Here is a 14,661-nt window from a genome sequence, read left to right as displayed (position 1 = left end):
AAAGAGATGGGATCGGCCTTAGCCCAGGCGATCACGCGGCAGCGGAAAGCCTGGGATCAAATCCAGTATCGACGCTTCAGCACGTTTCCCCAGGGGAAACCCATTCGTCGACGTGATTGGTCAGTGCTGATGATGTCCGGCCGCGGGTTCGGTCGCAGCAGGCGCATTAGGGGCCTTGGCGCCGATGGGAGCGACGGCGAAGGTGACTCGCACCTCACCCGTGCGCTGAAAGCCCAGTGTTCCGGAAACCGGTTCACCGACCTTCGGCGACGCACTCAGCCCTTCGAACATCAAGTGGAAGCCGCCGGGCTTGAGCTCCACGGTTTCGCCGGGCTTGATGACGAGGCCGCCATCCACCGCGGCCATCTTCATCACCCCGCCATCCATGGTCATGGAATGGATTGAACCGGTGCTAGCCAACGGAATGGAGGCGGAAATCAGCGTGTCCGGGCGCGTTCCGGTATTCGTGATCCGGACGTAGCCGCCAGCAACCGTAGCGCCACCGGGAGTGGCACGCATCCACGGTGTATCGATGACGAGATCACCGGCCTGGATGGTGTTCGCAGGGGAGGACGCAGCGCTCGACGACGATTTAGTGCGCGCGGCAACGATGGTCACGCCGGGAGCGGGAGACTGCAACGAGTGAGCGTTCTGGCCCGGTGCGGGAATCTCGCTCCAGCGATACGCGCCCTTCACGCAATCCTGCTCCACAGGAAAATACACGGTCGCACCGGGGGCGAATGTATCCGTGACACGGGCGAGGAACGTAAACTCGTCGACTTGATCGTCGGGCAGTTCTCCTCCGCTCCAGGTTATGGTTTTCACGCCTTCTGAAATATCGCCGTGGTAATATGGATAGGCCTTGGCATAGGGAGCTTTTTCCAAGGACAGGGTCCAGCCGGGCTTCGGCATCGGTTTGGCACCGATGACGCCCTCTGGAATGGTCACGCTCACGCGTTTCGTCGGCGTGCCTTCGCAGCCATGGGTGATCTGAATGACGCCCCGATAAGTGGCGTTCGGGCTGGCCTCCTTCCGCTCGAGCGTGGCGTGAGAGAAAGCGACATTGGTCGAGACGGTGAGGAGAAGGGTCGCGGCAAGTTCTGCCCGCACTATCCGTTTCATGATGGCTGTCCGTGTCTGAAGGGATCGAGATTTCGGATCACTTCAGACGATAGGAGGACCACGCGGTTGATGAATGGTGCCAGGGGGACCGCGCCCACCGGGTCGGGCCTCAGTAAGCCATGTCAGGCGGATGCCCGCCGGGAGCGGCCAGACCGTCGGGCTCGAGACGAGCCCAATCACTGTCGCCACTGCAACGGCGGACGCGGACGTACAGCAGAAGTCGTGTTTGCCGTGACCGGACTTCGCCGGGCTCTGATCGGTATCCGTCCCATCGGTCAGACTCGAGCAGAGCGGACCGACATGGACGAGGGAGGGCAACGGCATCAGGGTGCCAAGGAAGACCTGAAGAACCAACGCGTAGAGCGCGATCACAGCAGTGATCGCGCGCAAGCCGCCAGCCCCTGAATCCCGCGACATCATCCTTCAGCGCTTAGCGCAACGGACATAATCCCGCCATCTCTTTCACAATCGGACGAGCCGTCATGTTGCATGTGCGCTGCAGTACAGCACAGCCTGTGATTTATCGCGGCCGCGCCACAATCTAGCCCGGACGGCATGACTTCTTAACCGTGCCCCGACACGTTCGCGGCACAGGACTTTCGGTGGTCGGTATCCACCCCAACCATGCCCCGACGGCCTCGTGCCGCTTCACAGGTCAGATTAGAGTTTCCGTCCGATGCTGAAACAGGCTCCCATCGCCCGCTCGCTGGGCTTCGCGCTTCTCGCCAGCGCCGCCGCCTTCGCCCAAACGGCCACTGCGCGCGAAGCGGCCGGCTTCGCTCAGGCGGAGTGGGCCCAGGATTATGCCTCGCCTGCAACGATGCAGGTGCAGCGTTCCTCGACACCGATTCTTTCTCCGCAGACGATGGCGGCGACTGAGCAGATGGTCGAACGCTACAAGGACATCGTCGCACGCGGCGGTTGGCGCCCGGTCTCCGGCGCGGATCGCCTGCGCGTCGGCGCCAAGGGTCCAGCTGTGGCGGCTCTGCGCGCTCGTCTCGCCGTGACCGGCGACATCGACTCGGCGTCGGGCAGCTCGGGTGTCTACGATTCCTACGTCGCCGCTGCGGTGAAGCGCTTCCAGGCCCGTCACGGTCTGAGCCAGACCGGCTCCATGAGCATGGCCACCCAGCAGGCGATGAACGTCTCGGCTGATATCCGCCTGAAGCAGCTCGAGGTGAACGCCGTCCGCCTGCGCTCCTACGCGGGCAATCTCGGCAATCGCTTCGTCATTACCAACATTCCCGCCGCCCTGGTCCAGACGGTAGAGAATGGCCAAGTCGTGACCTTGCACGCCGCCGGCGTCGGCAAGATCGACCGTCAGTCGCCGATCATGAATACCAAGGCGACGCAGATCAATTTCAACCCCTTCTGGACGGTTCCGGCTTCCATCGTGAAGAAGGACCTCATCCCCAAGATGCAGAAGGATCCGAATTACCTCACCGAGAATAAGATCCGCATCTTCACTGGGGACACCGAGATTTCACCGGCCTCGGTAAACTGGAACTCGGACGAGGGTACGCGCTATCGCTACCGTCAGGACTCGGGCGCCGATTTCAACTCGATGGGAATCGTCCGCATCAATATCCCGAACCCGCACGGCGTGTTCATGCACGACACGAATTCGAAGGGTGTGTACGGAGACGATTTCCGATTCATCTCCTCCGGATGTGTTCGCGTGCAGAATGTGCGCGAGTACATTACCTGGCTTCTCAAGGACACGCCCGGTTGGGGCCGCGACCAAGTGGAACAGGCGATCGAGAGCGGCAAGCGCGTCGACGCGACTCTGAGCAGCCCGGTTCCGGTCTACTGGACCTACATCACGGCCTGGGCGACCCCAGACGGTCTCGTCCAGTTCCGCGACGACATCTACAAGCGCGACGGTGTCAATGTGCCTTCAACCTTGTCTGGGCCGACTCCGGTCGCCAGCGCTGAGCAAATTCAGACCTTCGAACCGGGTGACGAAGAGAACTAATCGCTTCACTTATGTGCGCGAAAGCGGGCGGCGGGATTCGGGTGCGAATCCCGCCTCTTTGGTTTTGAATTAGATCGCAGGTCTTGGAAAACAGATCGCCTCGAGAAAGCTTGGTTCGCCGCCATGGTATGACGCGGCTCTTGCTCACCCCTTAGTCGCGAGACGCCGACAGCTTTCGAGCGCGACACATGCATGCAAGCGTCGCGACATAGGGTCGCCAAACTCTCGATCGGCGCGGCCAGTATCCCGCGGATGTCATTGGCGCACCGACAAATACAGGATGCACCGAATTTTTTTTGCCCGGGGCTACAAATTAGCTGTGCTTGGCCTCGCCCCGCGGCACGTGTAGTAAATCACGCTTCGAGCGACCGCCCGCCCTACGCCAGCGGATAACGGACGCCCTCGCCCGTTCAACAATCGAGGCTTTCCATGAGCGCCGGTACTGCAAGCGACAAGCATTTTTCGAATTCCTTCTTCAGCGCATCCTTGGCCGACGCGGATCCGGAAGTTGCGAAGGCGGTGGGCCAGGAACTCGGTCGGCAGCAGCACGAGATCGAACTGATCGCGTCGGAGAACATCGTCTCCCGTGCGGTCCTGGAAGCCCAGGGCTCGGTCCTCACCAACAAGTACGCGGAAGGATATCCGGGCCGTCGCTATTATGGTGGTTGCGAGTTCGTCGACATCGCTGAGAACCTTGCAATCGAGCGCGCTAAGCGCTTGTTCGATTGCGGATTCGCAAACGTTCAGCCGAATTCCGGGAGTCAGGCGAACCAAGGCGTGTTCATGGCTCTTATGCAGCCGGGCGACACCTTCCTGGGCCTCGACCTCGCTGCTGGCGGCCACCTGACCCACGGCGCCCCGCCGAATGTGTCCGGCAAATGGTTCAAGCCCGTCTCCTACACCGTGCGTCGCGACGACCAGCGCATCGACATGGAACAGGTTGAGCGTCTGGCCCATGAACATAAGCCCAAGGTCATCATCGCTGGCGGCTCGGGCTACCCGCGTCATTGGGACTTTGCCAAGTTCCGCGAGATCGCCGATGCGGTCGGAGCTTATTTCTTCGTGGACATGGCCCATTTCGCGGGTCTCGTCGCGGCCGGTGTCCACCCGTCGCCGTTCCCACACGCCCATGTCGCCACTACGACGACCCACAAGACACTCCGCGGCCCGCGCGGCGGAATGATCCTGACGAACGACGAGGCGCTCGCCAAGAAGTTCAATTCGGCGATCTTCCCCGGCCTGCAGGGCGGACCGCTCATGCACGTCATCGCCGGCAAGGCCGTGGCCTTCGGTGAGGCGCTAAAGCCCGAGTTCAAGATCTACGCCAAGCAGGTGATCGAGAACGCCAAGGCGCTCGCCGATACCCTCATTTCCGGCGGCTACGACATCACGTCCGGTGGGACCGACAACCACCTCATGCTGGTGGACCTTCAGAAGAAGGGCCTGACCGGCAAGGCGGCGGAAGCCGCACTCAGCCGCGCCCACATCACCTGCAACAAGAACGGCGTGCCCTTCGATCCGGCCAAGCCGACGATCACGTCGGGCATCCGCCTCGGCACACCTGCCGGCACCTCGCGCGGCTTCGGCGTCGCGGAGTTCAAGCAGATCGGTGCCCTCATCATTGAGGTACTCGACGGTCTGGTGGCCAAAGGTGAAGGCGGAGATCCGGCGATCGAGGCCGCGGTGAAGGACAAGGTCCACGCCCTCACGCACCGCTTCCCGATCTACGGCTGAAACCTCCGTCTGCGGGTGCCCCCGCAGATGACGTCATGATAGAGACGGCCGCGGATCGCCATATCCGCGGCCGTTCTCATTTTTTCACCAACCATGCAGGTATCCGCCCGATGCGGTGTCCCTATTGCGGCGGTCCCGACACCCAGGTGAAGGATTCGCGTCCCAGCGATGATTCAGCGGCAATCCGCCGGCGGCGGGTCTGCCCGGACTGCGGCGGCCGCTTCACCACTTTCGAGCGGGTGCAGCTGCGGGAACTGACGGTGCTCAAGCGCTCGGGTAAGCGCGTACCGTTTGATCGCGATAAGCTTCAACGCTCTATCGACGTGGCCGTCCGCAAACGGCCGGTAGATCCGGAACGGATCGAACGTCTGGTCAGTGGGATCACCCGCCAACTCGAAAGCGGCGGCGAGGCTGAGATCGCCAGCGAGGCCATCGGTGAATTGGTGATGGAGGGGCTAAAGGGGCTAGACGACGTGGCCTATGTCCGCTTCGCCTCAGTTTACAAGAACTTCCGAGAGGCGAGCGACTTCAAAGCGTTGCTCGGAACCCTCGGTCATACTCCCGATATCACGAGGCTACGAGACGATGGAATGAGCGACCAACACGCTCTCCATGAAGTCTTGCCCGGTGGTAGCCCGCCGGCCAAACCGCCTGCGAAGCGCCAGACGCGAGGGCGGCCATGAACGACTATCAGACAGCCAGCACGGATGATCGTCGCTTCATGCGCCTGGCTCTGGCGATCGGCAGGCGCAATCTCGGGCGGACCTGGCCCAATCCGTCCGTCGGCGCGGTGGTGGTCGCGGGTGAGAGGGGCAGGGAGCGCATCATCGGGCAGGGCGTAACGGCATCGGGAGGACGTCCCCATGCAGAGCCTCTTGCTCTCGCGATGGCCGGGGAGAGCGCGCGCGGCGCGACTCTCTACGTCACACTCGAGCCCTGCTCTCACCACGGGGCCACCCCCCCTTGTGTCGACGCTATCATCGCTTCGGGAATCACTCGTGTCGTCACTGCGATCGCAGACCCGGATCCGCGCGTGGCGGGGAGGGGCCATGCCCGCCTCGCCCAGGCCGGTATCGCCGTGACACAGGATGTACTCTGCGACGAGGCCGCGAGGGATCATCGCGGTCACGTCACCCGCGTAACGAAGAAACGTCCCAGCCTACATCTCAAGCTTGCCCGTACCCTGGACGGATTTGCGGCTGGCGCGCCGGATGAGCGCCTTCGCATCACGGGCCCCATTGCCGATGGCGCGGTCCATCTCTGGCGCGCTCATGCCGACGCAATTCTCGTAGGGATTGGAACGGCGCGGGCTGACGACCCGTCGCTGACGGTGCGATTACCTGGTCTCTCGCAACGATCGCCGCTGCGCATCATCCTCGATTCGACACTTCGTCTCTCGCCGGCCTCTCACCTCGTGCGAAGCGCACGGGACATCCCGACTCTTGTGGTGACGACACGATCGGCTCCCATTCACGCCAAGCGGATGCTCGTCTCTTTTGGGGTCGAAACGATCCAGGTCGAGGCCTGCTCACATGGTCGGATCGACCTGTGTGCCGCGCTCTCACAACTGGCCGAGCGTGGAGTGACGCGGATCTGCTGCGAAGGTGGTCCCCACCTCGCCGATTCTCTTGCAGCCGCAGATCTGGTGGATGTCTGCACACTCGTGACTGGCCCTCGTGCCATCGGCGGGGGAGGCCTTCCGGCAGTCGGCGATGCGTTGACGGCGCGCCTCCAAGAGCCCGAATTCAGCATTACCGAAACTCGCGCTTTCGGACCGGACCAGTGTGTTACCTACGAACGGAGCGTCTAGATGTTCACTGGCTTGGTAAGCGATGTGGGATCGGTCCTCAGTGTCGAGGGTGATGAGCGTCTGCGCCGAATCCGCATCCGGTCCTCCTACAATCCCGCAACTATCGCCCTCGGTGCATCCATCGCGTGTTCCGGTCCCTGCCTCACCGTGGTGGCGATCGAGCGCGAGGCCAAGGGCTGTATCTTTGCCATTGACGCCGCGGCCGAAACTTTAGCGCGGACCACCGTTGGCGGCTGGGCTGAAGGTACGCGCCTCAACCTCGAACGTTCGTTGAAGATCGGGGATGAACTCGGCGGCCATCTTGTGACCGGGCATGTGGACGGCGTCACCGAGATCGTCGCTCGCGAGAGCGTGACGGGTGGGACCGGCGATCCGCAATGGGCACCAAGCGACCGATTCGTGTTGCGTGCGCCATCATCCGTATCGCGCTTCATTGCAGAGAAGGGTTCGATCTGCCTCGACGGAACGTCACTCACGGTCAACTCTGTGGATGGCGACCTCTTCTCGGTCCTGCTCATTCCGCACACCCTGGCGGTTACGACCTGGGGTGACCGGCGAACCGGCCACAAGCTCAATCTAGAGGTCGACCTGATCGCTCGCTATGCTGCCCGCCTATTCGAGAATCGTGCCTCCTGACGCGCTATCTTGTGATACGCCACCCTTCAGTCTATCGCTCGCCCACCGCGAACGACACGTCGCCGGTCCGCGTCTCAGGCGTCATCGGTCGCAAGATTTCGAACCGGGTCGACCCGGTCATACTGGGTGGCGACGCCGACGATCCGCGCTAACGGCTCATTCGTCACATCCGTGCCGATCTTGCCCTTCGCCACTACAGACAAGGCCTACGATGGTTTCGCCCTCACCCGCCGCCCGGCCGGCAACGCCTACGAACGTGAAGGGCGCGCGCGTCCTCGTGGTAGAAGCGCGATATTACGACGACATTTCCGATGAGCTTCTTGCCGGAGCACAGGGTGCCCTCGACGCAGCGGAGGCCGAGGGCATCGTGGTGACGGTGCCAGGTGCCCTCGAGATCCCAGCCGCCATTGCCATTCTGGTGGAGGAGGCCGCCCGTGCAGGTCAGCCCTATGACGCTGCCGTTGCCTTGGGCTGCGTCATCCGTGGCGAGACCGGCCATTACGACATCGTAGCGACTGAGAGCGCGCGGGCTCTCATGGACTTGTCCGTGGTGGGTCGCCTTCCCCTCGGAAACGGCATTCTGACGGTGGAAACGATGGAGCAGGCGCTTGCCCGCGCCCGCGTTTCCGACCTGAACAAGGGTGCGGGTGCCGCGGAGGCAGCCCTGGCCGTCCTGGCGCTCAAACGTGCCGCGGCTGCCGCGCCCGTGGGAGAGGATTGAGAACCCCATGGCCAAGACGATCGAGCGCAGCGGCGCACGCCTCACCGTGGTTCAAGCGCTGTATGAGATGGAAATCTCCGACAAGGGCGTCATCGAAGCGCTTGCCGAGTTCGAGGCGTATTGGATCGGCCGCGACGTCGACGGCGTCGAACAGCCCCCCGCCGAAATCTCATTCTTCCGCGATCTCTTGCGTGGTGTCGTCGAGGAGCAGCGTGCGATCGATCCGCAATTGGACAAGGCATTGTCGAGCGGCTGGCCGCTGAAGCGCATCGAAGCAGTTTTGCGCGCTATCCTGCGCGCTGGGGCCTACGAACTCATGTTCCGCAAGGATGTGCCAGCTCGCGCTGCGATCTCGGAGTATGTCGACGTCGCCCATAGCTTTTATGCCGGCGACGAGCCCGGCATGGTCAACGCGGTCCTCGATAAGGTCGCCCGTGAGGTTCGCGGATCGGAATTCGCCGGGCTCCCCGGCTCCGGGCGCGCTTGACGATCACGCCCCCCACCGTTCGTTCCGATGAGAACGGGCTGATCGCGCGCTACTTTGCGCCCTGGGCTGGCTATGGCGCGGATAGGCTGCGGGATGATGCCGCCACCCTCGTGCCAAGTCCAGGCTGCGATCTGGTGTTGACTGCAGACGCTATCGTGGCGGGCGTCCACTACCTGGCCGGCGACCCTCCCGCATCCATCGGGCGCAAAGCGCTCGGGGTGAACCTGTCCGATATCGCCGCTAAGGGGGCGATGCCGCGTGGGTTCCTCCTGACGCTCGCCCTGCCTGACGACTGGACGGAAGCGTGGCTTGCCGGCTTCACCGACGGCCTCAGGGAAGCAGCGACTGCTTTCGATTGCCCGCTTCTAGGAGGCGATACCGTCCGCGCGGCGGGTCCCGCCCTCATTGGCGTGACCGCCCTCGGGGAAGTGCCGCGCGGCAGCATGGTTCGGCGGATGAGTGCGGAGATCGGTGACGTCCTCTGCGTCAGCGGCACGATCGGCGACGCGGCCCTCGGCTTATTGGCCCTGAATGGGGTGATGCCGGAATGGGCCGAGCGCTTGGGGAGGGAGGGTCGAGATGTCCTGATCGACCGCTATCGCCATCCGCGCCCGCGTAGCGCGCTCGCACCGCTTCTCCGCCGCCATGCGCGGGCCGCTATGGACGTCTCCGATGGGCTTGCCGGCGATCTGACGAAGATGCTGATGGGTGCCGGCCGGACCGCCGAGATCACGCTTTCCGATGTGCCGCTTTCCAATGCCGCCCGTGCTGCGCTTGCTCTCGACCCGGCGCTGATCAGCCCGATTGTAACCGGTGGCGACGATTACGAGATCCTTTGCGCGGTGGCACCGGACCGGGTTGAGGCGTTCATCGCTGAAGCCCTCTCGTTGGGGGTTCCGCTGGCGCGGATAGGATCGGTCGTCGAAGGCGACCGCCCGCCTGCGTTCCGCCGGCCGGACGGCAGTGAGTACGCCTTCGCCACGCGCTCCTTCAGCCACTTCTGAATCACCGGGCAACTTCCCGCAGCGGTGAGAAGCGTGAGTTGCCGACGTTGCACGTCTCCAGCCTGATCGCGGATGCGCCATTCTTGTAGCGGGTCCCGCGGTAGCCGAGACGCGAAATCGTCCTTCGCCGTCGACGAGGGACCGCAAAATGCCTGCGTCGTCGCGCCGACCTTGCCAGCATGCGGGAAAGAACGCCACACTCTCTCCCAATGCCGCCGCCAGGCTGCACCCACGTGTCACCGCGATCCTGACCATCGGCCGCGCGGCAAACCGGGATCGAACGCATGACTTCAGGCTCCACGCCGGCGACGGCCACCTCTCTCGACGACGGCATCGTTGCCACCGCGGAGGCGTGTCTCGGCCAGGTGGGACAGGCCCGCGACGCGATCCACAAGGTCATCTTCGGCCAGGAAAAAGTGGTCGACCTCGCCCTCATCACCATTCTGGCGGGTGGCCACGGCCTGCTCGTCGGACTGCCCGGTCTGGCAAAGACCAAGCTCGTCGAGACGCTCGGCACCGTGCTCGGGCTCGATGCCCGGCGCGTTCAATTCACCCCCGACCTTATGCCTTCCGACATCCTCGGCACCGAGATCCTCGACGAGGACCAAGACCGCCGCCGCTCGTTCCGTTTCGTGCGCGGCCCTGTCTTCACGCAATTGCTGATGGCGGACGAGATCAACCGGGCCAGCCCGCGCACCCAATCCGCTCTGCTGCAGGCGATGCAGGAGAATTTCGTCTCGGTGGCCGGTGAGCGGCACGACCTTCCGCGCCCGTTCCATGTGCTGGCGACGCAGAACCCGATCGAGCAGGAGGGTACTTACCCGCTCCCCGAGGCGCAGCTCGACCGTTTCCTGCTCGAGATCGATGTCGGCTATCCTGACCGCGCGGCTGAGCGTCGGATCCTCATCGAGACGACGGGAATCGGGGACCATAGCCCGCAGGCGGTGATGTCCACGGAGGCGCTTCTCACGGCGCAGCGCCTCGTGCGTCGCCTGCCAGTCGGCGACGCCGTGGTGGACGCGATCCTCGACCTTGTCCGCTCCGCAAGACCGGAAGGGGGCGATCCTTCTCTGAAGGGAAAGCTCCTATGGGGGCCTGGTCCCCGCGCCAGTCAGGCATTGACGCTGGCGGTGCGCGCTCGCGCCTTGATCGAAGGCCGCGTCGCACCCTCGGTCGCCGATGTGAAGGCGCTCGCGGAGCCCGTGCTCAAGCACCGCATGGCGCTGAGCTTTGCGGCGCGCGCCGACGGTGAGACCGTGCCGGGGATCATCGCCCAGCTGGCTGCGAAGCTTTAGCCGGATGATCGCGACCCGGGTTCTCGACGCGGCCCAGCGCGCTCCTGGGCGACACGAGACCGAAGGCGCGCTCTCTCTCGCCGAGCGGATGCCGCGTTTGATCCTTGAATCGCGCCGTGTCTCCTCGACGCTCGCGCATGGCCTGCATGGCAGACGCCGGGCGGGGCAGGGGGAAAGCTTCTGGCAGTTCAGACCCTTCGTGGCTGGCGAAGCGGCGGCGCGGGTGGATTGGCGCCGCTCCGCCCGCGACGACCGGCTCTACGTGCGCGAGCGCGAATGGGAGGCGACCCACAATATCTGGTTCTGGATCGACCGTTCCGCCTCCATGGGGTACTCGTCGAGCCTCGGACAGGGGCCGAAGGTCGAGCGCGCCCTCGTGCTCGGCCTTGCCGTCGCCGATGCCTTGGTCGAGGGGGGTGAGCGGGCGGGGCTTCTCGGTCTCACCAGAGCCACGGCCTCACGCCGCATTGTCGAGACGATGGCGCACGCCCTGGTGGCCGACAAAGCAGGTCTTACGCAGGACATGCCGCCGCGCGCCACGCCGGGCCGCTTCGACGAGGCGATCCTAATCAGCGATTTTCTCTCGCCTCTGGAACAGGTTAGAGAATCTGTGGGCTCGCTGGCGGGCTCCGGCACGAGAGGCCATCTCGTCATGGTGGTCGACCCGGTGGAGGAGACCTTTCCCTTCGCGGGGCAAGCCGTGCTGCACGATCCTGAGACCAAGATGAGCCTCGATATCGGTGACGCGGCGTCGTGGGGGGCGGCCTATCGCACCCGCATCGCCGCGCATCGGGAGGGTCTCGCCGAGATCGCCCGAGCACAGGGCTGGACCCTGACGATCCATCGCACCGACCGGCCGGCGAGCGAGGCGGCCCTGCGTCTCCTCACGCTGGTCGCCGCCGCGCGCGGGACGGGGTGAGGAGCAGCGCATGTTCGGATTGCCCCTGACCTTCGCCGCGCCGCTGGCGCTCGCGGCGCTTATCGCATTGCCGGCATTGTGGTATTTGCTCCGGGTGACCCCGCCGCGCCCGCAGCGGATCGAGTTTCCGCCCCTGCGGATCATGGCCGACCTCATGGCCAAGCGCGAGACTCCGGCGCGGACCCCGCCCTGGCTGCTGATCCTCCGGATGATTGCCGCCGCCTGCCTGATCCTCGCCGTGTCGGGGCCGGTCTGGAACCCGTCGGGCACCGGAGCGACATCGGGGCGGACGCCGCTTATCGTCATGATCGATAACGGGTTTTCCGCCGCGCATGATTGGCGCGAGCGCATGCGGGCCGCCACCGACGAGATCGAGGCGGCCTCGCGGGACGGTCGCCCTGTGGCCGTGATCGCGCTTGCTGACGCCCCGGCGGCTATAGAGGCGAAGACGCCCGCCGCCGCTCTGGACCGGCTCCGGGCCGTCGCGCCGCGCTCGCATCTACCGCAACGCGACGTCCATTTGACCGCCATCGGAGCCTTCCTCGACCGCCATCCGGCGGTCGCTGTGGTCTGGATCGCCGATGGCGTTGCGGGTGCCGCATCCGATGCATTCGGCAAGGGTTTGTCCGACGCGCTGAACAAGGCCGGCGCCGGTCTCACCATCCTGCGCGCGGAAAATCCACCGGCTCTGGCCCTCGCCGCGGCCGAGAGCGGCGGCAAACTCACCGCCCGAGTGCTGCGCGCTTCGGCCAATGGCCGCGATGCCGGCGTGGTCCGTGCCCTGGACCAGAAGGGTCTGCCGCTGGCCGAGCACGATTTCCGCTTCGCCGACGGGGCCACCGAAACGGAGGTCCAGTTCGAGCTTCCGGTGGAGCTCCGCAACGGCATCAGCCGGCTCGAGATCGCCGCCGAGCGCTCGGCCGGCGCCGTGACGCTGATGGACGAGCGCGGCAAGCGCCGCCGCGTCGGGTTGGTCTTCGGCGGCACCAACGATCAGGCGCAGCCACTCCTGGCCCCGACTTACTATCTCTCCCGCGCACTCACCCCCTTCGCGGATGTCCAGGAAGCACGCGGGGCCAAGGGGGTGGCCGAATCCGTCGGGCAGCTCCTCGACAATCAGGTCTCGGTCCTGGTCCTCGCCGATGTGGGCGCCCTCGACGAGGCGACCATGCGCCGGGTGGCGAGTTTCGTGGACGACGGCGGCCTGCTGCTGCGCTTCGCCGGGCCGCGCCTGGCTGCCGGCAACGACACCCTGGTCCCCGTGCGCCTGCGCCGGGGAGGCAGGACCTTGGGCGGCACCCTGTCCTGGGACAGCCCCAAGACGCTCGCGACCTTTGCCCCGGAAAGTCCGTTTGCCGGGCTGGTCCCCCCGGCGGATATCGGGGTGCGCCGCCAGATCCTGGCCGAGCCGGATGGCGACCTGCCGGGCCGCACCTGGGCCTCGCTGCAGGATGGCACGCCCATCGTCACCGCCGAGAAGCGCGGCAAGGGGCAGATCGTGCTGTTCCACGTCACCGCCGACACGACCTGGTCGAACCTGCCGCTCTCCGGCCTGTTCATCGACATGTTGCGCCGCGTGGTCGCCCTGTCGGGCAGCGCTGCGCCGAACGGAGGGGAGGGGTCGACCCGGCCCGCCGCCGCCGTCCTGGCGCCTCGCCTGACCCTCGACGGTTTCGGGGCACTCGGCAGCCCGCCCGCCGGCGCCACGGCAGTGCCGGACGATTACGGCGAGCGGGCCAGCCTCGAACATCCGGCCGGGTTCTATGGCCCGGCCGATGGCGGCGTCGCCGTGAACGCGCTCAGGCCCGACGACCGCCTGAAACCCCTCGACCTGTCGGCTTTCACCGACGCCCGCACCGGTTCGCTCAGCGGCGGAGACACCCTCGACTTGCGCGCCACGCTGTTTACCCTGGCGCTGATGCTCCTGATCCTCGACACCCTCGCCGGCCTCTGGCTCGGCGGCCTCTTCAACCGGTCGCGCGGGGGGCTGTTCGGACGCTTCGCCGGACGGGCGGCGGCTGTGCTCATCGTGGCCGGCATCGGCGTCGCCGGCCTGTCGAGCGGAACCCATGCGCAGGAGGGCGCGCGGCCGAACACGTTCGACTCGGCCCTTGCCACCCGTTTGGCCTACGTCGTCACCGGCGACGAGGCGACGGATACGGCCAGCCGCGCCGGGCTCAACGGCCTGACCCAGATGCTGGCCAGCCGGACCGCCCTGGAGCCGGGCGAACCGATCGGCATCGATCCGGGCAAGGACGAGCTCGCCTTCTATCCGATCATCTACTGGCCCATCGTCGCCAGCCGTCCGCAGCCGAGCGAAGCCGCGATCCGCCGGATCGACGCCTTCATGCGCAATGGTGGGACGGTCCTGTTCGACACCCGCGACGCGCTCACCGCGCGGCCGGGCGGCCCACCGACACCGGAGGGGGCCTATCTGCGCAAGATGCTCTCCACGCTGGAGGTCCCGGAACTGGAGCCGGTTCCGGCGGACCATGTGCTCACCAAGGCCTTCTACCTCGTGGACAATTTTCCCGGCCGCTACGCCACCGGCCAGACCTGGGTCGAGACCCTGCCGCCCGCCGGAGACGGGGCCGAACGCCGCCCCGCGCGGGCCGGCGACGGCGTCTCCCCCATCGTCATCACGGGCAACGACCTGGCTTCCGCCTGGGCGGTGGGCAAGCGCGGCGAGGCGCTCTACCCCATCGTCGGCGGCGACCAGCGCCAGCGCGAGATGTCGTTTCGCGGCGGCATCAACCTCGTGATCTACACGCTCACCGGCAACTACAAGGCGGATCAGGTCCACGTCCCGGCCCTGCTGGAGCGGTTGGGACAGTGATGAGCTTTCAGACTGCGTATCGGGACGGGCTCGTCCCTCCCCCCTTTGCGGGGGAGGGTGGTCGCGGAGCGACCGGGAGAGGGGGCGACCTCTCCGGACAGCGCGCTCCCCTCTCCCGACCC

Annotated in this window: 12 protein-coding genes; 11 read left to right on the top strand and 1 reads right to left on the bottom strand. The window is 65.6% G+C overall.

The genetic code is table 11. The features are described 5' to 3' along the window. Positions 1-120: 120 nt before the first annotated feature. A complete protein-coding gene (locus RQI43_RS20610; RefSeq protein WP_311276430.1) occupies positions 121-1,122 on the bottom strand; it encodes a DUF1775 domain-containing protein in 1,002 nt (333 codons plus the stop codon). Between the two features lie 676 nt (positions 1,123-1,798). Between RQI43_RS20610 and RQI43_RS20605 the strand changes: the two genes are divergently transcribed. The 11 genes from RQI43_RS20605 to RQI43_RS20555 all read left to right on the top strand — a co-directional run bounded on the left by RQI43_RS20605 (position 1,799) and on the right by RQI43_RS20555 (position 14,539). Further along, positions 1,799-3,097, top strand: coding sequence for a murein L,D-transpeptidase (locus RQI43_RS20605; protein ID WP_207412411.1), 1,299 nt, complete (start codon positions 1,799-1,801; stop codon positions 3,095-3,097). Positions 3,098-3,526: 429 nt separating this feature from the next. Next, on the top strand, positions 3,527-4,831 hold the full coding sequence (glyA, locus tag RQI43_RS20600; RefSeq protein ID WP_056429738.1) for a serine hydroxymethyltransferase: 1,305 nt from the start codon (positions 3,527-3,529) through the stop codon (positions 4,829-4,831). Between the two features lie 110 nt (positions 4,832-4,941). Beyond that, on the top strand, positions 4,942-5,514 hold the full coding sequence (nrdR, locus tag RQI43_RS20595; protein WP_207412436.1) for a transcriptional regulator NrdR: 573 nt from the start codon (positions 4,942-4,944) through the stop codon (positions 5,512-5,514). Next, entirely contained in the window at positions 5,511-6,641 is a 1,131-nt protein-coding gene (gene ribD / locus RQI43_RS20590; protein ID WP_311276429.1) for a bifunctional diaminohydroxyphosphoribosylaminopyrimidine deaminase/5-amino-6-(5-phosphoribosylamino)uracil reductase RibD, read from the top strand. Before nrdR ends, ribD begins: the two co-directional genes overlap by 4 nt. Then, positions 6,642-7,277, top strand: coding sequence for a riboflavin synthase (locus tag RQI43_RS20585; RefSeq protein WP_056429741.1), 636 nt, complete (start codon positions 6,642-6,644; stop codon positions 7,275-7,277). Between the two features lie 211 nt (positions 7,278-7,488). Then, positions 7,489-7,998: a 6,7-dimethyl-8-ribityllumazine synthase gene (gene ribH, locus RQI43_RS20580; RefSeq protein WP_056429743.1), complete on the top strand. Its 510-nt coding sequence runs from the start codon at positions 7,489-7,491 to the stop codon at positions 7,996-7,998. Positions 7,999-8,005: 7 nt separating this feature from the next. Next, positions 8,006-8,485: a transcription antitermination factor NusB gene (nusB, locus tag RQI43_RS20575; protein ID WP_056429745.1), complete on the top strand. Its 480-nt coding sequence runs from the start codon at positions 8,006-8,008 to the stop codon at positions 8,483-8,485. Between the two features lie 2 nt (positions 8,486-8,487). Continuing rightward, the gene (gene thiL / locus RQI43_RS20570; RefSeq protein WP_311276468.1) at positions 8,488-9,489 is read left to right on the top strand and encodes a thiamine-phosphate kinase; all 1,002 of its coding nucleotides are present in this window, start codon (positions 8,488-8,490) and stop codon (positions 9,487-9,489) included. A 284-nt stretch (positions 9,490-9,773) separates the two neighbouring features. Further along, positions 9,774-10,784: a MoxR family ATPase gene (locus RQI43_RS20565; protein ID WP_056429747.1), complete on the top strand. Its 1,011-nt coding sequence runs from the start codon at positions 9,774-9,776 to the stop codon at positions 10,782-10,784. 4 nt (positions 10,785-10,788) lie between these two features. Next, positions 10,789-11,703, top strand: coding sequence for a DUF58 domain-containing protein (locus RQI43_RS20560; protein WP_311276428.1), 915 nt, complete (start codon positions 10,789-10,791; stop codon positions 11,701-11,703). Positions 11,704-11,713: 10 nt separating this feature from the next. Next, entirely contained in the window at positions 11,714-14,539 is a 2,826-nt protein-coding gene (locus RQI43_RS20555) for a DUF4159 domain-containing protein (RefSeq protein ID WP_311276427.1), read from the top strand. The last annotated feature ends 122 nt before the right edge of the window (positions 14,540-14,661 follow it).

Origin of the sequence: Methylobacterium sp. WCS2018Hpa-22 (genome assembly GCF_031843785.1) — a bacterium.
Lineage (GTDB): Bacteria > Pseudomonadota > Alphaproteobacteria > Rhizobiales > Beijerinckiaceae > Methylobacterium.
The sequence above is the reverse complement of the archived record's forward strand: the minus strand, read 5'-3'. Positions and strand labels throughout refer to the sequence as shown.

What these genes read in the sequence shown, in the direction of transcription:
- RQI43_RS20610 (WP_311276430.1), bottom strand. Translation starts at nt 1,122, where the DNA reads ATGAAACGGATAGTGCGGGCAGAACTTGCCGCGACCCTTCTCCTCACC.
- RQI43_RS20605 (WP_207412411.1), top strand. Translation starts at nt 1,799, where the DNA reads ATGCTGAAACAGGCTCCCATCGCCCGCTCGCTGGGCTTCGCGCTTCTC.
- glyA (WP_056429738.1), top strand. Translation starts at nt 3,527, where the DNA reads ATGAGCGCCGGTACTGCAAGCGACAAGCATTTTTCGAATTCCTTCTTC.
- nrdR (WP_207412436.1), top strand. Translation starts at nt 4,942, where the DNA reads ATGCGGTGTCCCTATTGCGGCGGTCCCGACACCCAGGTGAAGGATTCG.
- ribD (WP_311276429.1), top strand. Translation starts at nt 5,511, where the DNA reads ATGAACGACTATCAGACAGCCAGCACGGATGATCGTCGCTTCATGCGC.
- RQI43_RS20585 (WP_056429741.1), top strand. Translation starts at nt 6,642, where the DNA reads ATGTTCACTGGCTTGGTAAGCGATGTGGGATCGGTCCTCAGTGTCGAG.
- ribH (WP_056429743.1), top strand. Translation starts at nt 7,489, where the DNA reads ATGGTTTCGCCCTCACCCGCCGCCCGGCCGGCAACGCCTACGAACGTG.
- nusB (WP_056429745.1), top strand. Translation starts at nt 8,006, where the DNA reads ATGGCCAAGACGATCGAGCGCAGCGGCGCACGCCTCACCGTGGTTCAA.
- RQI43_RS20565 (WP_056429747.1), top strand. Translation starts at nt 9,774, where the DNA reads ATGACTTCAGGCTCCACGCCGGCGACGGCCACCTCTCTCGACGACGGC.
- RQI43_RS20560 (WP_311276428.1), top strand. Translation starts at nt 10,789, where the DNA reads ATGATCGCGACCCGGGTTCTCGACGCGGCCCAGCGCGCTCCTGGGCGA.
- RQI43_RS20555 (WP_311276427.1), top strand. Translation starts at nt 11,714, where the DNA reads ATGTTCGGATTGCCCCTGACCTTCGCCGCGCCGCTGGCGCTCGCGGCG.